Annotated in this window: 17 protein-coding genes; 12 read left to right on the plus strand and 5 right to left on the minus strand. The window is 43.6% G+C overall.

Going from position 1 to position 20392, the window contains the following annotated elements; translation table 11 throughout:
* The first annotated feature begins 14 nt into the window (after window positions 1–14).
* Together AC787_RS05510 and AC787_RS05515 are read left to right on the plus strand one after the other, a co-directional pair.
* Window positions 15–1463: a glycoside hydrolase family 32 protein gene (locus AC787_RS05510; protein ID WP_054023858.1), complete on the plus strand. Its 1449-nt coding sequence runs from the start codon at window positions 15–17 to the stop codon at window positions 1461–1463.
* Window positions 1464–1626: 163 nt separating this feature from the next.
* Window positions 1627–2511, plus strand: a complete 885-nt coding sequence (locus AC787_RS05515) for an ROK family protein (RefSeq protein WP_054023859.1) — start codon at window positions 1627–1629, stop codon at window positions 2509–2511.
* Between the two features lie 68 nt (window positions 2512–2579).
* Here the strand turns inward: AC787_RS05515 and AC787_RS05520 are convergent, their stop codons facing one another.
* Window positions 2580–3770, minus strand: coding sequence for an MFS transporter (locus AC787_RS05520; protein WP_054023860.1), 1191 nt, complete (start codon window positions 3768–3770; stop codon window positions 2580–2582).
* Between the two features lie 713 nt (window positions 3771–4483).
* Between AC787_RS05520 and AC787_RS05525 the strand changes: the two genes are divergently transcribed.
* The 5 genes from AC787_RS05525 to AC787_RS05545 all read left to right on the plus strand — a co-directional run bounded on the left by AC787_RS05525 (window position 4484) and on the right by AC787_RS05545 (window position 11419).
* Window positions 4484–6517, plus strand: coding sequence for a GxGYxYP domain-containing protein (locus AC787_RS05525; RefSeq protein ID WP_054023861.1), 2034 nt, complete (start codon window positions 4484–4486; stop codon window positions 6515–6517).
* A gap of 230 nt (window positions 6518–6747) precedes the next feature.
* On the plus strand, window positions 6748–7869 hold the full coding sequence (locus AC787_RS05530) for a GntR family transcriptional regulator (protein WP_054023862.1): 1122 nt from the start codon (window positions 6748–6750) through the stop codon (window positions 7867–7869).
* Window positions 7870–8002: 133 nt separating this feature from the next.
* The gene (locus AC787_RS05535) at window positions 8003–8965 is read left to right on the plus strand and encodes a carbohydrate ABC transporter permease (RefSeq protein WP_054023863.1); all 963 of its coding nucleotides are present in this window, start codon (window positions 8003–8005) and stop codon (window positions 8963–8965) included.
* A 3-nt stretch (window positions 8966–8968) separates the two neighbouring features.
* A complete protein-coding gene (locus tag AC787_RS05540; protein WP_054023864.1) occupies window positions 8969–9895 on the plus strand; it encodes a carbohydrate ABC transporter permease in 927 nt (308 codons plus the stop codon).
* Window positions 9896–10003: 108 nt separating this feature from the next.
* The gene (locus AC787_RS05545; RefSeq protein WP_054023865.1) at window positions 10004–11419 is read left to right on the plus strand and encodes an extracellular solute-binding protein; all 1416 of its coding nucleotides are present in this window, start codon (window positions 10004–10006) and stop codon (window positions 11417–11419) included.
* A 95-nt stretch (window positions 11420–11514) separates the two neighbouring features.
* On the opposite strand, the gene AC787_RS05550 is transcribed toward AC787_RS05545, so the two are convergent.
* Window positions 11515–12897: an MFS transporter gene (locus AC787_RS05550; RefSeq protein ID WP_054023866.1), complete on the minus strand. Its 1383-nt coding sequence runs from the start codon at window positions 12895–12897 to the stop codon at window positions 11515–11517.
* A 169-nt stretch (window positions 12898–13066) separates the two neighbouring features.
* Between AC787_RS05550 and AC787_RS05555 the strand changes: the two genes are divergently transcribed.
* Window positions 13067–13726 carry a helix-turn-helix transcriptional regulator gene (locus AC787_RS05555; protein ID WP_054023867.1) on the plus strand — a complete coding sequence of 220 codons (660 nt, stop codon included), beginning with the start codon at window positions 13067–13069 and terminating at the stop codon, window positions 13724–13726.
* Window positions 13727–13846: 120 nt separating this feature from the next.
* Here AC787_RS05555 and AC787_RS05560 read toward each other — a convergent pair whose 3' ends face one another.
* A complete protein-coding gene (locus AC787_RS05560) occupies window positions 13847–14605 on the minus strand; it encodes an MBL fold metallo-hydrolase (protein ID WP_054023868.1) in 759 nt (252 codons plus the stop codon).
* 117 nt (window positions 14606–14722) lie between these two features.
* Here AC787_RS05560 and AC787_RS05565 point away from each other — a divergent pair, with 117 nt between their 5' ends.
* The 4 genes from AC787_RS05565 to AC787_RS05580 all read left to right on the plus strand — a co-directional run bounded on the left by AC787_RS05565 (window position 14723) and on the right by AC787_RS05580 (window position 18016).
* Window positions 14723–15133 carry an Lrp/AsnC family transcriptional regulator gene (locus AC787_RS05565; protein WP_054023869.1) on the plus strand — a complete coding sequence of 137 codons (411 nt, stop codon included), beginning with the start codon at window positions 14723–14725 and terminating at the stop codon, window positions 15131–15133.
* A gap of 175 nt (window positions 15134–15308) precedes the next feature.
* The gene (locus AC787_RS05570; protein ID WP_054023870.1) at window positions 15309–16340 is read left to right on the plus strand and encodes an ATP-binding cassette domain-containing protein; all 1032 of its coding nucleotides are present in this window, start codon (window positions 15309–15311) and stop codon (window positions 16338–16340) included.
* A complete protein-coding gene (locus AC787_RS05575; protein ID WP_054023871.1) occupies window positions 16337–17152 on the plus strand; it encodes an ABC transporter permease in 816 nt (271 codons plus the stop codon). The genes AC787_RS05570 and AC787_RS05575 overlap by 4 nt, the downstream gene beginning before the upstream one ends.
* 123 nt (window positions 17153–17275) lie before the next feature.
* Entirely contained in the window at window positions 17276–18016 is a 741-nt protein-coding gene (locus AC787_RS05580; RefSeq protein WP_054023872.1) for an aminoglycoside phosphotransferase family protein, read from the plus strand.
* Window positions 18017–18044: 28 nt separating this feature from the next.
* Here the strand turns inward: AC787_RS05580 and AC787_RS05585 are convergent, their stop codons facing one another.
* On the minus strand, window positions 18045–18488 hold the full coding sequence (locus AC787_RS05585; RefSeq protein WP_054023873.1) for a flavodoxin domain-containing protein: 444 nt from the start codon (window positions 18486–18488) through the stop codon (window positions 18045–18047).
* A gap of 200 nt (window positions 18489–18688) precedes the next feature.
* The gene (locus tag AC787_RS05590; RefSeq protein ID WP_054023874.1) at window positions 18689–20149 is read right to left on the minus strand and encodes an MFS transporter; all 1461 of its coding nucleotides are present in this window, start codon (window positions 20147–20149) and stop codon (window positions 18689–18691) included.
* Window positions 20150–20392: the final 243 nt, after the last annotated feature.

Below are 20392 nucleotides of genomic sequence, written 5' to 3' on the forward strand. Positions count from 1 at the left end.
TAGGAGGTAACAGTATGGATAAATTTAGACCGAAATATCATTTCACACCTGAACAGAATTGGATGAATGACCCGAATGGGATGGTGTTCTTTAATGGAGAATACCATCTGTTCTATCAGCATCATCCGAATGGCACAACGTGGGGGCCAATGCATTGGGGTCATGCAATCAGTTCTGATATGGTAAACTTTGAACATCGTCCTATAGCCTTATATCCGGATGAGAATGGGACGATCTTCTCAGGAAGTGCAGTTGTAGACTGGGAGGACACGTCGGGTTTCTTTGAGGGTGAGCCTGGATTAGTAGCGATATTTACACACCATGACACAGTGCCAGGGACTGACCTCGTAAGGCAGCGCCAGAGCTTGGCGTACAGTGTTGATTCCGGGAAAAGCTGGATCAAGTATAGTGATAATCCTGTTCTTGAAAACGATCGATTCGTTGATTTTCGGGATCCCAAAGTATTCTGGCATCCTGACGCGAAGCGATGGGTAATGATACTGGCATCAGGCCAAACGGTATGTCTGTACCACTCTAGCAATCTGAAGGAATGGACTTTTGCTAGTGAATTTGGTCAAGGCAACGGTTCGCACGATGGGGTATGGGAATGTCCTGATTTATTTCCACTTTCCGTTGATGATGATCCTTCCCGCACGAAGTGGGTTATGCTCGTCAGTGTTGGATCTGGACCTGAGCATATTGAAGGATCCCGGACACAATATTTTATCGGGGATTTCGATGGCCATTCATTTGTAAACGATAACCCATCTGACACCATACTTTGGCTGGATCACGGCAGAGACAATTACGCTGGGGTCAGTTGGTCTGATATCCCTGATGAAGATGGACGCCGTATATACCTAGCTTGGATGAGTAATGGGAAATATGCCAATGTAACACCGACGGAGGGATGGAGAAGTGCGATGACCATTCCAAGGATTTTGGCACTGGAATCCCGACATGATCAAATCAGGCTGATCCAAAAGCCTATTCAGGAATTGGAGAAAATCAGAACTCCTATCCTATCGCTCAAAGAGTCATCACTCGAAGAAGCTCAGTTAAGCCTATCAGGTTTGGAGCTGGACAGCTTTGAAATGATTGCGGAATTCATGCCTGGCATAACGGATGCTTTCGAAATAAGGGTTCGAACATCTGATTCTCAGCAAACGGTGATTGGCTATGAGGCCACTCGAAATGAAATATTTGTAGACCGTACATTGTCTGGAATCATTGATTTTCAAGAGGATTTTGCCGGGACCCATGCGGTGAAGCTCGTGACAGAGAATGAGTCGATTAAGCTGCATATCTTTGTGGATCGCTCCTCGATAGAAGTGTTTGTAAATGATGGGATAGCGGTCATAACCGATTTAATATTTCCTGAGCCAGAAGCAAACGGATTGGGGTTATATGCTTCTGGGGATCGTATTCAGCTCCGGCGGTTCGAAATATTTAAGTTAGGTTAGCTTCTATTAAAACAGCTTAACTACTTATAGGTCTATCAGGTGAAGAATGCGCAAGCGGTTCGCGTGGCGAACCGCTTGCTTCTTGTATAGCCAGATAAAAAATAGATTATTGTGAATAATAGTCTGACGATCACTCCCACATCATTCACTAGGAGGAAGCTGCATGCGCATTGGAGCGATTGAGGCTGGCGGTACTAAATTCGTTTGCGGAATCGGAGATAAAGAGGGACAGATTGAGGAAAGGGTAAGCTTTCCCACTGAGCAACCGGAACAAACGCTAGCCAACGTCATTGAATACTTTCGTGATCGTCATGTGGATGCCATAGGAATTGGAAGTTTTGGCCCCATTAACATTGATCGTACAAGCCCCTATTATGGTTATGTCACCACGACTCCGAAGAAGGGTTGGTCAGGATATCCTTTCTTGAAAAAACTAGAAAGTGAGTTTAAGGTGCCTTACGGATGGGATACGGATGTCAATGCGGCTGCTTTCGGAGAGGCGACTTGGGGTGCCGCTAAGGGACTTAACAGCTGTGTCTATTATACCGTGGGAACAGGTATTGGGATGGGCGTCTACACGGAAGGGAAGTTGATACATGGACTAGTGCACCCGGAAGGTGGACATATCTTAACGAGAAGACATCCGGAAGATAGTTTTGACGGTCTTTGTCCCTATCATGACGATTGTTTAGAGGGAATGGCATCAGGGCCAGCGCTCGAAATGAGATGGAATAGGAAGAGCGAACAGCTCGCACAAGATCATAAAGCGTGGCAGATCGAAGCATTCTATATCGCTCAAGGTGTAACAGCTGCTATTCTAATGTTGTCTCCAAAAAGGATCATTCTTGGAGGAGGTGTAATGAAACAACAGCATCTATTTCCACTGATCCGCTCTAACGTACAGAAGAACTTAAATGGATATGTGAATGCCAGCGAAATAGTGAATCATATCGAAGATTTCATTGTTGCGCCATTGCTTGGTGATAATGCAGGTTTGTGCGGTGCGGTAGCTCTAGGTATACAGGCTTTAACGGAGACTCAAAAGTGAAGTCCTTTAAATGAGGCACGCGAGCCTAAAACAAGTCTCGAACCCGAATGGGCTCGAGGCTTGTTTCGTTATTGTAGCGATTGAAGAGGCTTTGACGTACGGCGTTCCCGAATTAGCACAATAGAAATAATTGTTAGTGAAATAAATACGAGCACAATCGGAATGACAAATATGGATGAATCATACCCTTCGATAAAAAGTGGTAATAAATATCCGATCAATGATGCCGTTAGTGAAATGAAGACATACAAACTCGCGCCGAATCCGGTCCGACCTGCGAACATGCGCTGAACATACCCCATCGCCACTCCATACAGGATGGATACAAAAAAAGAATAAATCGGCTGGATGAGGAAAAAAACGATCAATGGCGAGTGCAAGGCATAAATTGAATAGGTAATAAGCGCCCCAAAGCCACCAAGTAATATAATTAATTTGCTCCCGTATCTCGCCGCCCAATAACCGGCAATGGTCATGAACAACAGCTCGAATACGGCTTGGGAGCTCCAAATATAAGACATGTACTCCGGCTTGCCAAACAACGATTTAACGACAAGCGGCAGGTACAATCCGCGAATCGCATCCGCACATGCAAGAAGCAGCAGCGCGATCAGCATGATGACGGAAAGGGGTTCGCTCGCCCCCAGACTGGTTTGTTTTTTCTCTTCAGAGCGTTCCCGATAGAACATTAGCAGGATAACGAGCATTGCGTAACCTGCAAAATTACCCCATAACACACCTTGAAACGTAGCGATCAAATACAAATTCGCTCCTGCCAGCAAACCGCAAAAAAATCCAACACTGTAGCCCGCGCGCAGCCAAATTTGAGCCATCTCTACAATATCCCCGGCCAGCCTGGCAAAATGATTCCGAGACATAGCGAACAATTGCCCCATAATTAGTCCGGACGGAGCGCTCACAACACACATTCCGATCAGTGCCTGAACATATCCTTCAGCACGCATGTAAATTAACAAACCGATAAGACATAGTGAAGCTGCGGCAATTACCAGTTTTTTTCTGCTGCGCAGCTTATCGCTAAACAGTCCGACTGTGATCGTAGTTCCCATATTGAGCAGCAGCGATACAACGAAGATGGATACGACTTCACTTTTTGACAGTCCGATGCTCTCACTTAAATAAATGGCGTTCATCGGAGCTAGAATTCCCATGCCGATGCCATAGCAAAATAGCGTAAAAAGCATTTTTCCTGCACCATCGACCTGCAAGAAACGTTTCATATCTGCAGCAATACGCATCTACACTTTGCTCCAATCTGCTCATGATCTTGCCAAATTCTAACAAAGTGTAGCTCACTTTCCTCGCATTGTCTAGAAAAAAACTACGATTTTTTGATGACCCTGAATGAATAGGCTAGGAGGGGCAATCCATTCATTGTTCTTCTCGAGTTTTAACAAAAGTACGAGCTCAGTGAATATGGGAATCATCGCAAAACAAGAAGTCAATGCTCTTCAATTAAACCACGTCCTCAGACGTGGTTTTTTGTTTTAATAGGATGGAATGTCCAGGGGGATTCACCTCCTCGTTGGATGCATTGCAATAAGTGGGTAATGATACTTTCATTAAATTATATTGAATATATTTATTTGTGTTCATTTTAAGGGTTTAACAAAAGCTTCTAATGAAATATAGTTTCGTATCTTTGATATGGTCTGAAATGGGAAAGGAAATCATGCTAATTCTCACCTGATAGCACTAAAATCGTTGAAACAACCTATATTTACAATTTACAAGGAGTATACTGCTGTGACAAATTTAATTTTCATCTATAAAATTATATTGAATATATTTAATTCCATCGTTATACTGATGGTGATCAAAGTGTCTTTTTATACAGTGTCAATCGGTGAATGTCGAAGAATCGGCAAGGAGGTTTTGAATTTGGTCAGAAGCCCGCCTGTATAACTAGAATTCGAGCTAGACCGATGTTTTTCTTTTGGAGACTACATTTATGAAAATGGTTTATAAAGGGGGAGACGAGTTGCCTAGGAAAGCCATTGGCATTATTTCAATTGTACTCGCAATAGCAATTGCATTTATGGTCTATTCGATATGGCCGGAGAAGAAAGGGGGTGTTCATTGGCCGGAAGACCAGGCTCTGCCATCCTTTCCAGAACCAGCACCAACTCTTGACCTTATCAGCCTCTACAACAAGTTGATCTATGAGGCAGAGGACGCGGAATATGGTCATGAGATCGGAAAAGTGGATGGGGATGGTTGGATCGCGACAGCGGGTACAGATAAATCGGGGGTGCTATTTAACTCCAAAACGATAACGGATGTACCCGAAGGCGACAACAAAGCGGTGTTTTATATGAGTGTGGATCGATTTGCAGATGAGAATGGAAATGTGGCCGAGCTTGAAATCCGCGATCAGGCGACGGGTACAGTTCTGGGGTCATTGGAAGTTACAAACTGGGATTTCCGAAACGAAAACGCATCACAAGATTTTGAGGTTCCTTTCACCTCTCCCGGCCTTGGTCAGGCGCTTGAATTCAGCGTTGTCTGGACGGGGAAGTCGACGATAAAGCTGTATGATGTTCAGATCACTTCTCCGATGAGGGAAGAGGAAGTTGGGATGTTCGAAACTCTTAAGGGCGTGGTTAATAAAACAAAACCGCGCATTTATGACGATAGCCGCAGCGACGAAGGAACATCATGGTTGACGGCGCTCGGACTGGGCTACAATAAAATTAGAAATAATTGGGAGTTACTGACCAAATACCGCTCTGAAATAAGCGGTATAGTCATTTATGATCCAGAAGTTAAGGATACTTATAACTTAGCGACGACCATTGCTGGTTTGAAAAGCGCGATCGTCGTTCCGCCTTCGCTGGTGGAGAAGCTTACCGGTGATCCTTATAAACTACCGGTTCTGGAAGATCTGCGGGGTAAATTCAAAACCAATATTGAGGTGTATGAATTTCTTTATGATAAGTATTGGCCCGAAACTACCCATCGGGTTCTCGTTGGGCTGACGCCTGACATCAAGATACATTTGCGGGACTATGCGATGGGAATGGAGGCAGCCATCGTATGGCTCAACCCTAATGTTCCGGAGGAAGAGGCTCTACTAAACAAATTCATGAAGAATATGCCATATGGAAGCGGTCTTTATCTTGGGTGGTGGCCGGATGAAGGGAAAGGGGTATCAAAAACCTCAGAGTTCGGTTTGGCTACCGTGGCAGCGGATTTCTCTTCCAATCTTTCTGTTCTCAGCGGTACTTCCAGAACGATCACACCGGCGAAAATTCCGGATAAACCGCCACTGGAAAATAAAGTATATGTGTCTTATGTTATGAGTGACGGGGATAACCTTCAGTATATGGAGCACTATTTCAGTAAACTGTGGGCATTGCCGAACCGGGGGGAAGTTCCGATCGGCTGGACAGTATCACCTCTGATGCTAGACGCAATGCCGGGGATTTTGAATTATCTTCACAAAACGGCAACAGAAAACGATGCTCTTATTTCCGGTCCGACGGGTCTCGGATATACCTACCCGAATTTCTGGCACGATCAAAAGGGGTTAGACCGCTTTTTCTCCCGCACGGATGATTATATGAAGCGAGGAGGATTGCGTGTGCTTACCGTCTGGAATACGGTCAAAGGAGTAACGAATCCGAATGTTGGAAACAGCATAGCGGAGAAGGCTCCATCGCTTCTCGGTTTTACTTCGCAGGGTGGCACCGGCACTATTGAGACCTACCAAAACTCTATGCCTGGTCAAGAGCTGGATGTCGTCTATGGTTCCTCGGAAGGGGACTTGATTTTCCCCATTCAGAAAGCGATTGAAAAATGGGATCGGAAATCGCCTCTCTTTGTAAGCATTCAGGCTAATCCATGGGAAGTTCGTTATCAAAACTTTGTGAATGCTTATAATATGTTCAAGGAAAACAAGGACATCGTTTTTGTTCGGCCTGATACGTACTTTCAATTGATTCGTGAGAGCAAAAATTTGCCGATTGATCCGTTGGCGCAATAGTGTGAAGGTGTGTTAAGTGAAAGATTCTTCGTATCATTAGGTCAGCCAGAAACGTCTGGTTGGCCTAGTTTTATAGGTACTGTATGATGGTGGTAACGGTTTTGTCACCTTCATCTTGTACTTGCTGGGGTCTTCGACCTCCAACGGATGTTTCATTTTACTTATTTGGCCGAAATCTAGCTATAAATGATATACTAAACATACATAAAAAGATTTTTGGGGAGATAAAAATGAAAAATGATCGCCAACCACTGTATAGGCAAATTCAGGAATATTTTCAGGAACAAATAAGAACTGGGCAGTTGAAGAACGATGATAAAATTCCTTCGGATAAGGAATTGATGGAACAATTTGAGGTCAGTCGAATTACGATTGCGACCGCACTTGTTCAGTTGGCTAAGGAGGGGTGGATCTACCGGATTCCTGGTCGGGGAAGCTTCGTTAAGGAGGTTGTCGGCGAAGAATTGGTGAATTCGGAGCAGGCTGTTGGGAGGGAGAAGGAGAAGAAGATCACCCTGATCATCCCGACGTTGCAAGATTTTTTCGCTATCCGCCTGATATCGGGTATAAACGATGTGTTGATGGAGCAAGGATATTATTTGTATGTGGCTCTCAGCAACAACTGCATAGAAACCGAGAAGAGTCTGATTTTGGAAAATGTTTCAGGAGGAACCTCCGGATTAATCATATTTCCCTGCGATGCGCAGACATACAACGAGGAAATTCTTGCGTTAAAACTTCGGAATTATCCTTTTGTGCTCATTGACCGATGTTTTGCTGGCGTGGAAACGAATTTTGTTTGTACAGATAGCATGGAAGGGGCAAAGCTCGCGCTAAATCATCTTTGGGAGCTCGGGCACCGGGATATTGCAATCTGCTCGGATACGCCGCTTCCGACAATTACCGTCAACGACCGGATTGCTGGTTACTTGGAGGCTTTGAAGCTAAAAGGAGTCATGATTAATCCAGCGATGATCCTGACGGACTTTCAGGTGGATTACTCGGATATCAGGGAAGAGCATCCCCTCTATCGTTTCATTCGCAGTCGGATGGCGACAGCTTACATCACTCTCAATGCCAGACTCGGGATTTATATTTCCTATGTAGCCAGGCAGATTGGTCTGAGGGTGCCGGAAGACATCTCTATTGTCACGTTTGACGATCCATCTTCAGGCTTTGACGAATTTGGCTCTTTCACGCATATCTCCCAATCGGAGTTAATGATGGGGAGAGAGGCAGCCGAGATTTTGGTCAAGCTGCTGGAGGGCAAGGAGCAAGGCAATAAGTACAACAAAATGATCAAGAAACCGGAACTGGTCGTGAGATCCTCGACGGGTCAGTTAGAAGCTTGAGTGTAATATAGTTACTCATTGAGAAAGACTCTGAACTAAAAATCAGAGTCTTTTTTGTTTGTCTAAAACATATTGACTATATAAATAATATTGTATATATTAAATATGATTATGAATGATAGGGGGAGAAGGGATGGAACAAACTGTTCCGTTGAAACGAACGGTTCCGTTGAAAGAAACGAAACGTAAGCGCTTTCTAGTTCGGCATCGGGATAGCCTGATGGCTGCTGCTATTCTTGGGCCAATGATTTTCTGGTGGTTGGTCGTATCTGGGTTTCCGACGCTATTTGGTTTTGCTCTCGGTTTTTTTGAATGGATCGGTATACAGGGTCAACCTAAATTTATTTGGTTTGATAATTATGTTCGTTTTTTCCAGGACCCTCTATACTACAATGCATTGTTGAGATCCGTATGGATGGGGGCTCTTGTTTCAGGTGTAACGCTTCTAGCTGGCTTCGGCGCCTCCCTCCTGATGAACATGCCGCTTTTCGGAAAAGGAATATACAGGTCGATTTGGTATATTCCGGCTGTAACATCTACTGTAGCCACAACACAGATTTTTAATATCTTTCTTGATCCCAATAATGGGGTCATCAACAACTTTCTCAGATCAATTGGGAAGGAACCGGTTATCTGGCAATTTTCTGTACCTTGGAGTGTTTTTTGGATTGTTGTTTACTCGGTCTGGAAAGGGGTTGGAGGAGCGGCTTTGATCTGGCTGGCCGGTCTGCAATCCGTGGATGTAACTTTGTATGAAGCGGCAGAAATTGATGGCGCAAGCCGCTTTCAGAAGCTGCTATATGTAACCATTCCCGGATTGAAGCCGATTGCCACTTTCATTGTTATTACCAGTCTGATCGGTGCTATCCAGATTTATGAACAAGTTATGTTTATTACCGGCGGCGGTCCTTATGGTCAGACTGAAGTGCTCGTCTTCCGGATCTACCGCGACGCATTCTGGGATTTCAACCTCGGCATGGCAGGCGCTTCATCCCTGGTAATGGCGGTTATCGTGTTCACGGCCACCGTCTTTTATTATCGATGGTCCATCAAGGGAGATCGCGGCAACACGATACCTTTAAAGAGGGGGAAATAAATTGTGGCTTCTGCACCTATACACGCGAAACCGGGACGCAAGCTGAAAGTAAGCTCCGTCTTTGCGCATCTTGTTCTGGGCGGAGTGGGATTTCTTCTTTTTTATCCTCTGATCTTCATGATTTTGTCCGGCTTTTTTACGAAAGAGGAATTTACGACCAGCATACTCGGTTTTTTTCCGATTCCCAAGCAGGCTACTTTTGAAAATTACTTGATTTTGTTTAAAGGTTCATCGGAAACTTCAACAAGACTTTACTTTATGAACTCCCTTTATCGTACTTTGTACAGCACATTTTTTGCTATGCTTACCGCTTTTTTGGCCGGGTATGCTTTTGCACGGTTGAAATTTAAAGGAAAAGAAGGGTTGTTTCTTACGCTGCTTGCGACTCAGATGATTCCGGGAACCATTGCCCTTATTCCAACTTATCTTCAGCTCGCTCGTTGGCCGTTCGCAGGAGGAAACGATATATTTACCGGAGGGACAGGGATTTTGGATACGTGGTGGGTTTACCTTCTTGGTGGACCGGCGATTAACATTATGGGAATGTTTCTCGTCAAGCAGTCGCTTGAGAAGGTTCCATATGAATTGGATGAAGCGGCGAAGATGGACGGCGCAGGGGCGCTGCGGATTATTTTTCAAATTCTATTGCCTCTCCAGCTGCCAATTATGGCTTTTATCGCGATCACGACGGCACTCGGTACCTGGAATGACTTTGCGACACCGTTCTTTTATACTAGCAGCGACACTCTGCAGACGCTCCCTTCCGCCATTACGCGATTATCATCAGCGGCCATAGGTCCTGTTGGTATTCCTAACTATCCAATGATCATTACGCTTGGGCTGGGTACGACGATTCCTGCTTTGCTGATCTTCTTCTTCTTCCAGAAGTATATTGTTCAAGGTTTGGCCAACACCGGCATCAAAGGGTAAAAAATTTTGAGTAATCTATATAAATCATATTGAATATATTTAAAATGATGATATGATTTATTTACGAAAAACAATCAACTCATTACATATTGCGATGGAGGGGTTAACATGAAAAAAGAAACGGTAACCAAATGGGCGGTTTCCGCTCTTCTCGTCACGGCTCTGGCAGGATGTTCTGATGGAGGAAACAACGTAACCGTGAGTCCGACAGCGAATCCGGAGTCTAAGGACACAACAGTGTCTACGCAAACGGCGACGATTAAGGTGCTGAATGAAGGAGCAACAGGTATCGGTAGCGGTAAACTTGGGGAGCTGTTAGCTCCAAAGGAAGCGGAACTGAAGGGGAAAGAACTTGATACTAGCTATACGCCTGGCAAGGCGTTCGAGGCGGATACGTTCAATTTGCATTATCAGACGATCATTTACAACATGCTGAAGGATAAAAATATCGAAGCCGTTACGGAGGACTGGGGCTGGGGAGAGGCTCTGATCCAGAAGCAAACGGCAGGATTTCTCGCCAAAAATATGCCAGATATCATTGTCGGAGAAACACAAATGAACGGATTTGCTCAGCAAGGGCTGCTGGAGCCTTTCCCAGACAGCCTGGCCGATGAGATCCGGGCAAACGTAGCGGATGCTGCTTGGAAACCGATGGAGTATAACGGCGATATTTATGGCCTCGCCGCTCAACCGGGCGTAAGTAGTTTGTTCTGGAACAAGGATTTGGTAAGGCAGGCTGGACTTGATCCAGAAAAGGCTCCGACCACCTGGGAGGAACTAGTTGAAAACTCGAAGAAAGTTACGGAAGCCGGCAAAGGAAAATTTTATGGCGGCGGTGTTTATGCGGGGGCTAACTTCGGCGGTTACTTGCGCTACGGCGCTCTGATGATGATCAACGGTGGAGCATTTGCAACAGACGGAAAGGCTACCTTTAACAGCGATGCAAATATCGAAACGGTTTCTCTGCTTCGGGAGTTGAATGCCAGCCATGCTCCGGGACTTATGGTAAATACGAACGAAGGATCTTACTTTGACGCTTGGTCCAAGGGACAGCTTGCTTATCTTATCGATGGACCGTGGCAGTCTCAGCAGGCGAGAAATAACAAAATTGATGTCGGAATGGCTCCAATTCCACTTTCGCCGAATGGCAAAGCAGGCAATATTACGATCGGAGCCGCATTCCATTCTGTTCCGAAGGACTCCAAAAACAAGGAAGCCGCCTTTGAATATATCCGTGCCATGTTCAGCAGGGATATTCAGCAGCTCGTTGCTGACTCCAATGTTCGTTCCCCAATCTTGAAGGAGATCGCGGAGTCGGAGGCCTATCAAAAAGATCATCCGGAGCTCTACACCCATTATCTAGCGATGAGCGGAAACGTACAAGGCTTACCGACATTCGCCAAGGATAACTCGAAAGCGTGGCAAATCTGGGGTGATGCTGTTACGAAGTCGATTATGACCAAAGGCGATATTAAAGCAATTCTCGACGATGCACAAAAAAGAGCGGAAACGGTTTTGAAATAATGGAATAACGAACGGGGAGAGCGGAGTGGTATCCGCTCTCTTTTCTTTCCATTCGAACCGGAAGGTATAGGGAGCTGCAGAGATTTGGTGATAGATCACTTCATACCGCTTAGCTTACTAATTGGCATTTCAGACTTGATGCGAATACTCGCGAATAAACTCATTAATATTAGCACAAGATTAAATCCCATCGTTACAATTAATCCGGCTTGCATCGTCATTCCTGCAGCCTGACTAACGACTAGGATCGCACCGCCTATACCGATGACCACACCCGGTGTAAAAGAATCCGCAAATTGCAGATTAGCGGAGGTCTCGCCAGCTCCTTCTTCATCAGTATGAGCAAATGCCACTGCACCGCTCGTTGGATGTGATAATCCCATCCCGATCCCCGCAATAATTTGCCCAATAACGGCTAAAGCAACGGTTACGGTTGGAATCCAAAATACAAATGCAAATCCTAGTGTAAGCAGCAGCACACCCAGAATAATTCTTCTGTTACGCCCACGACCTTGGTCTGCCGTATCCCAGCGACCTTGCAGATAAGCAAAGAGACACCAACTTAGTGCTGCGCTGGCTACAATTAATCCGGCATGAGCTGGATTAATGCCTTTTATATCGATTAGAGCTAATACTAAAAAGTTTTGTGTGCTGACATATGCAGCGAAGAATAGTCCACGTGTCGCTAGAATAGAGGGCATCCCTCTTCGGAATATAAGGGTTCCCTTAGGCAGCAGCTTGCGCAGTGGATATGACATTAATGCTAATCCGACAATACTTAAAACAGCCCCTATAATTTTTGGCAGCATGCCAAGACCAACTAAGAAAATCCCTGTACCTATCGTTAAAAATAAGGCCATCCACGTTGCAGTGGCTCCATTCCCCTCTTTTGTGCCTTTTACCTTTAACTTCCTAAAGGCTGGCAGGCTAAGCAGTGCAGACAGAACTAAAATCGGTAATATGCCCCAGAATACAAACCGCCAAGACCACTGTTCTGCAATCAAACCGGCAATGTATGGACCAAGCATGGACGGAAGAACATAGGCTGTACCGAATGCACCGAGTATTTTGGCACGTAATTCATCAGGATAGCTTAAGGATATAGCGGTATATACGCAAGTCATCATAGCACCAGCACCAAGGCCTTGCATCGCTCGTGCCAATATCATGACGTACATGTCGCTGGCAGTCGCGGCTGCGATCAGCCCCACGATAAACAAAACAAGTGCAAGAGTAAACGGTGCTGCAGGTCCTTTTTTATCAATAATACGACCAACAACCAAGGTGCCAACAATTTGGGCAAGCAGATAAGTGCTAAATATCCAACCAAACAGCTGAATACCATTCAAATCACCTGCGATGGAAGGGGCGATCGTTGTTACTGCTAAGCCTTCGAATCCTACTGCCATTACTGACAAAATAATTCCTATCGATAGTGCAAAATAACGCGGACTGAAAATGCTTTGATGATTAGACATAACATAGAACCTCCAAGAAAATTTTTTATGTATACACCATATCCGGATACTTAGTAAACATATTTCTTTATAAAGTTCAGGCTACAGTTAAGTTTTGACTTTGTCAATATTTATGTTTAAAATGTAGAGAGTGATATAGAGTCGGTTGCTTTAAAAGGAGGGCCCTAAAATGAGCGGAAGTCAAACGAACAAGGATTCCTCAACAAAGACGCGAAGAGGAATCATTGATATGCTAAAGCAGCAGGGAGGTATGGATGTTATGGCACTATCCTCTGAGTTTTTGCTATCTGGAATGGCTATTCGTCAGCATTTAAATGCTCTGAAAGAAGAAGGATTAGTGACTTATGAAGAGGAAGCCCGTCCTATGGGCCGGCCAGCAAAGCTGTGGAGATTAACGCCTGAAGCGGATCGGTTCTTTCCAAGCGGGTATTCGGAATTGTCAGTTAGTCTGCTTCGTTCAATGAAAGAGGCTTTCGGAACTGAGGGGCTGGACAAGCTGCTGGCTGTTCGGAATAAAAATATGCAAGAGCAATATCTTCAGCAACTCGGCGGGGAACCTAGCTTAAGCAGCAAACTGGAGAAACTAGCTGATATTCGCACAAAAGAAGGCTATATGGCTGAGATCAAGGATCAAGGGGATGGGGGCTTATTGTTTATTGAAAAGCATTGTCCGATCTGCGAAGCTGCAGCTGCCTGTGCCGGGTTATGTAAAAATGAGTTAAGTCTCTTTCAAACCGTTCTTGGGAGTAGTGTTCATATCGAACGAGTGGAACATATTTTGGCGGGCGGAAGAAACTGTGTCTACAAGGTTATGGAACAAAATAATTAGCTTCAGAGTGAACCTTTGGAACATGTCCTCGATGGTATTTTATTAAACAAATTAGACATAATGAAGGCTGTCGAGAGTCTCTCGACAGCCTTATCACGTAATTAAGACGTGTTTTTCTATTTAAAAAGTGATAGATTCACCATCATTGGGTACTAAAATATGTTTTGATAGTTCTTTTTCATCAAGGAATGTTTTTAGTTCACTTCTAGTTAATAAGCAGTGGTTGAGAGCCTCCATATGGGAAACGATAATCGTCGATTGCGGGGCTTCCAAATAGGTTTGATAGATGTCTTCTTTCGTCATAATGATAGGATCACCTTGAAGAAATTGTGCAGCGCCCCCATTTACAATGATTACTTCGGGATGATGCAGTCTAATGCTATCCTCGACATCATTGCACCATATTGTATCTCCTGCAAGATATAGTGTTTTTTCATCCGGATGGTTAAAGACAACTCCTGAAACCTCTCCCATCATCTTTCCAATTTCGCCAATGCCATGTTTTCCGTTTGTTCTAGTTAAGCTAATGCCATCAATACTCGAAATACGATCTATCGATTGTACATTTTGAAATCCTGCTTTTTTTATTACTGCGACATCTTCTTCAGACTGTGCAATAATTCTAATAGCTTTAGGCAATACTTCGATCGCCGCGGCATCAAAATGATCAGGATGTAAATGGGTGACAATAACGACATCAGCATCAATAATTTCTTCGATTGGGATGGGGAGATCTACTGTCGGGTTAAATGTATCCTGATTCAAAGTATTTGGAAACGGTGGATAAGCTCCTTTTTTCGCTAAGAAGGGATCGATTAAAAAGGTTTTATTTGCATAATTTATAATCATTGTTGCGTTCCGTATTTGTCTAATATTCATTTTGTTTTCCTCCTTAAATAATCTACATTTATAGGATAATATTTAAGGAAGACTGCTGTACATAAATAAAATCAAGTGTTTACAAATATAACTTGAATAATGAAAGAGGTTGTTATTTTGTTAGATCATACGGATAAAAGAATTGTGGAAGAGCTATTAATGAATGGTCGTATCACAATGAAACAATTAGGTGAGAAAGTTCATTTGACCGGTCAGGCAACTGCATCAAGAGTGATTAAATTAGAAGAACAAGGTGTAATAGAAGGATATACCATTAATCTAAATCAACATAAAGCAGGATATGCGATCCACTCATTTATAAATATTTATACAAAAGGTACCGAACACAAGCCCTATTTGACCTTTATCGAAAAACAGCAGCCATTCATTATGAACAATTATAAAATTAGCGGGGATGGTTGTTATCTTCTAGAGTGCAAATTTCCATCCAACCTTGAATTAGACCTATTTTTAACCGAATTAAACAATCATGTTAATTATAAGTTGTCTATTGTAATTAGTAAGTAGACCGGTGCACTGAAAAAGTCCACATTTTTCTGCTTGAGCAGAGAAATAGGGACTTTTTTTGATTATATACCTTTCAAGAGCATAAGATTTCAATTGCGGATCAATCTTTGTTTAAATTCAGTTTACAAATGTGCGTTACCATCACTTTATTAACCGTTATATAGGAGGAATTGCAATGGTTCATGTAAACAAGAAGAAAATAGAGCCAATCCATGGTGATTGGGCTGTTGAAGCGAACGGACTCGTAAAATCGTTTGGCGGAAATCGTGCGGTGGATGGCGTTAATTTGAATGTACGCGTCGGTTCTATTTACGGCGTGCTTGGTCCCAATGGAGCAGGCAAGACCACAACGATTAGTATGCTCGCAACCTTACTGCGTCCGGACGCAGGCTCGGCGCGAATCTTCGGGCACGATGTGGTAAAGGAGTCGCAGATTGTCCGTCAATTAATCGGAGTGACCGGCCAGTACGCATCCGTCGACGAGTCACTTAGCGCTACTGAAAACCTGATCATCTTCTCTCGGCTGCTAGGGCTGGGAAGAGTAGAGGCGAGGCGTAAAGCTGAGGAGCTGCTTGAGGAATTTGGTTTGACAGAGGCAGCGAAGCGGCCGTTGAAAAACTTTTCCGGCGGCATGCGTCGCCGATTGGATTTGGCGGCGAGCCTTATTGCACAACCGCCGCTTATCTTCTTGGATGAGCCGACTACTGGACTTGATCCGCGTACGCGTGCACAGATGTGGGATACGATTCGCCGTCTGGTGAAGACGGGGTCAACTGTATTGCTAACGACGCAGTATCTTGATGAGGCAGATCAACTGGCGGATAGGATCGCGGTTATCGATCGTGGCCGGGTTGTCGCAGAGGGTACTGTGGATGAATTGAAAGCGTCAGTGGGAACTTCGTCATTGCACTTGAGCGTCTTAAACCCGCTGGACATCGAGGAAGCCCGTCAAACCGTTGAAAAGGTGCTCAAAACCCAGTCAACTGTATTATACGAAGCCGGAAAGATTACTGCGCCGATGGCGAATGCCGATCTGGTCACAGACCTGCTTATCGCTCTCCGAGAGCGGGGTATTCACTTGGCAGAAATGAGTGTGCAGAAACCGACCCTAGATGAGGTGTTTTTAACCATCACAGGCCATGGTGTTAAAGAGGAAGCTTCACTCTCGTCCGATGTATCTAATAAAGCGGAGGCGGTAAACGTATGAAAAGCGCTATAATTAAATCGGGATTTGATCGTGAGCTGAAAAATCATACGAGCTTCGGTCAGACGGTACGCAATTCATTGACCATGGCCTATCGAGGCCTGCTTAAGATTCGGCGCACACCTGAGCAATTGTTTGATGTGACACTCCAACCTATCATCTTTACCTTAATGTTTACCTACATTTTTGGCGGTGCCATCTCCGGTGACGTATTAAGTTATTTACCGGTCATCATTCCTGGAATCCTAGTACAAACGGTGATCACGACCTCAGTCGTTACAGGCGTTCAATTGCGTGAGGACATGGACAAAGGTGTGTTTGATCGATTCAAGTCACTGCCTATCTCACGGATAGCACCGCTCGCTGGAGCTTTGCTCGCAGACACCGTTCGGTATACCATTGCAACTGTGCTTACTTTAACTATGGGATATATCATGGGCTATCGTCCTGATGGAGGACTGGATCATGTCGCCATCGCTGCACTTCTTGTCATCTTCTGCTCTTGGTCTATTAGCTGGATCTTCGCCTTCTTCGGTGTCATTGCCCGTACTGCCTCAAGTGTACAGGGGATATCGATGCTAGTGCTGTTTCCGCTGACGTTTCTTTCTAATGCCTTTGTTCCGGTCGATACGATGCCTAACTGGCTCCAGTGGTTTGTTAACATCAATCCGGTATCGCATCTCGTCAGTGCCGTCCGAGATCTGACCAACTCTGGCACAGTAGGTTGGGATCTTGCTATCTCTCTGATCGGATCTGTTGTCATCGTAGCGATCTTTGCTCCCATCACGGTCCGTGCCTATATGCGCCGGACATAGCTTAGAAGCGTTGAGTACAGGGGGGTCCTGCTGGGCCCCACCAATGTCTTAAACTAAGACGGCAGAGATGATACATTTAAATGATGTAAAGAAATAGCTATTTTGAAAGGCAGGGTGACATGATTGAAATATGGGAAAATAATCGGTGAAGGCAATACAGCAACTGTATATGAATGGGAAGAAGGTACAGTGCTTAAGCTTTTCGCTCAGGGCTATCCAAAAAATGCAGTAGAAAAAGAGTTGCAAAACGCAAAGGCAATTAATGATATGAACTTCGCAAAACCAAAGGCATATGAAATGATTAGTTGTGAAGAGCGAATGGGTATTATATATGACAGAGTGGAGGGTGAATCACTGTTGGATTGGGTTTTAAAAACAGGTGATCTCCAGGGATGTGCAGAACATATGTCAAAGCTGCATAAGTCGATCCTTCAGAACAGAGTTAGCAATGTACCAGACTACAAACAATTTTTAAAATACCATATATTAAACGCGCCAACGGCTAATGTAATGGAACAAGAGGGCGTATTAGAAATCCTATATAAATTAAAAGATGGAGATACACTTTGTCATGGTGATTTTCATCCGGGTAATATATTACTATCCAATGGTCAGACAAAGGTTATAGATTTTATGAATGTGTGCCATGGAGATTTTTTGTATGATGTTGCAAGAACTGTATTTTTGGTGGAGTATACACCAGTTCTGGCAGATACAGCTGATAAAGAAATGGTCATGGGATTAAAAAGAACACTGGCAGATTTATATCTTATCGAAATGAATGTTACCCGAGAAATGATTGTAGATTATCTATCGGTGATTATTGCGGCTAGAGTGGGGGAATGCCCTAACGAATCCCGCTAGAAAGTTTTTTAACTGCATTTTGATTCATTTAATTCGTTAATTGTTTAAACTTTTCAGAAAAAGCTTTTATTTTTTCCACGAAAATTCCTTTTAGTTGATCAGCATCTTTTTCTGGTGCAGCATAAGCCTTATACCCGCCAAATGACTCCATACAAATAGCTGCTTTTTTTAAATCTTCAGAAAAATTTTGATCTATTATTTCTTCTGTTTTCTTAGGTTTTTCGTTGCATATAAAGTAGCCCATACTTTTATTAAGCAATTCATTTTGATTTTTTTTGATAAAATCACGAATAGGTTTATATATTTTTCCGTCTCGTACTCCAGCGCCTAAAATAATGCGATCAAATTCCTCGATATTCGGCTTGTTTATTTCAATATTGCAAATGGTGCTATCAGAAAGCTCTTCTGATAATATTTTTGCACATTGCTCAGTTGCTCCTGATTTTGTAGCGTATAAAATGAGGATTGCCATGATTTCTCACCCTTTGTATTAAAGATTTTAAGAGAATGAGTTTGGATATTTGTGGTTATCAAAGATTCTCTCATATCAAGTATCTCGATTAACGAGATACTTACATCTTAAGAGGAGATTTAAACGTTGTCAAGTTTCCAATAGAATCAACATACAAAAAGACAGCCTCCTATTGGATGCTGTCTTTTTGTAGCAGTGAACTAGTGATTCAAAGCATGCTCTTTTTGTTTGTTAAAGGTGACGAATACTGCAAATAGCAGCAGGATGATTCCGGTGAATATAAACCCCTCGATAATGTTGAAAGGAAGCCAACCCAGAACAGATGAGCCTGCAACAACACCTAGAGAGAAGAAGGCGTAGAAGTAACCATAAGCTTTACCGCGAAGTTCTGCCGGCGTAGCTCTAATGAGCATCGTATTGATCGAAGGGAACAAGAAGGCAAAGCCGACTCCATATAGTCCTAACACAAAATAAAGTGACAATGTCGTCGATGATTGGCTAATAAACAGCTGACTTAATCCCATTAAACCCATACCTAATGCCATCGTTCTTGAAGGGGAAACGCGATCAAAAATTCGATTTGTAGGAAGTACAAATATGAGAACGGCAATGATCCCGAAAGTGCTCATTAATGTGCCGCTTAATTTCGAATCATATCCAAGCGTTTGAACATGCAAGGGCAACAAATAAGCGATTACGCCTTGTGAGAACATTAAGAAAAAGGCACCGCCATAAGCTTTTACAACACCTGCATTGAAGAACGAGCCTGCAGCTTGTACGACCGTTTTGTCCTGTTCTTTCTTCACTGGCTTGTACTTGCTTAGAAAAATAGCTGACAGGATGGCGAGTGAAAAACCTAATATAGCTACACAAGTAAAGACGAATGGTACAGAAGTTTTGCTTGCCATTATTCCGCTAAAAGCAGGGCCGATAATGGCGGCTAGTCCAACAAATGTACCGGTGAAGGCAACTTTTTTCCCTTGCTGATCATTTAATGTTGTATTCGCAGAGAATGTAAACGCAGCTGGAACAATTAATCCGGCCACAAAACCATGTATGATTCGAACGACTATCAATACTGAAGGCGAGTCAACGAAATGATAAAGCAGCAGGGCGCTGCTTGTTAAAAGCAATCCAATCATTAATATTTTGAACGGTCCGATCTTATCCGTCATAATACCAGACAAAATGTTGCCGAACGTATTAGTTAATGAATAAAGCCCAACGACAATACCTACAATAAACGAACTGGCGCCGACGGAAGTCGCAAATGTACTCATGACCGGCAGCTGTGCGAATAAATCAATAAAAGAAAAGAATACGATACTGTACACTAACAGGGCATAGTTAAAAGGTTTTACAGTAAATTGGGTTTGTACCTTCTTCAGTTTCCAGTCGAGCAAAAAGTTGCCCAATGGTATAAAAGCTACGATTACTGCTGCAGCAGGCCAAAGCAGGCTCCACTTCACTCGAATTGCAGCATAAAGTATAGTTAATGCATATACACTGAAAATCCCCCCGTGAATACTTCCCATAATCGTCACGGCTTGTTCTAACCCCCAAATATACTTCAAGGGCATAGCGATACCTAGTAATAATAGCAATGAAATACCATCTAGAAAACCAGTAATACGTAAAATATAAATTGGATGTCCCCGCACTTGTTATGCTCCTAATCTGTATTGAACTGCTCATTCTATTCTAACATTTTATTAGCCGATAAAAATAGGACGAGGCGGGAGGGAAAGTGAAGGTTCAGCAACAAATATCAAAACAAGTGTCATATAGAAGGCCAGAATTCATCGAATAGAGGTTCTGGCCTTTATTATTAGTAATTGGTACTACACCAGTAGATAGTTTCGTATTGACCATTAAGCTTATTTATTTTGAAGTCAACTTCAAAA

It is taken from the genome of Bacillus sp. FJAT-28004 (assembly GCF_001280845.1).
Taxonomy (GTDB): domain Bacteria; phylum Bacillota; class Bacilli; order Paenibacillales; family Paenibacillaceae; genus Pristimantibacillus.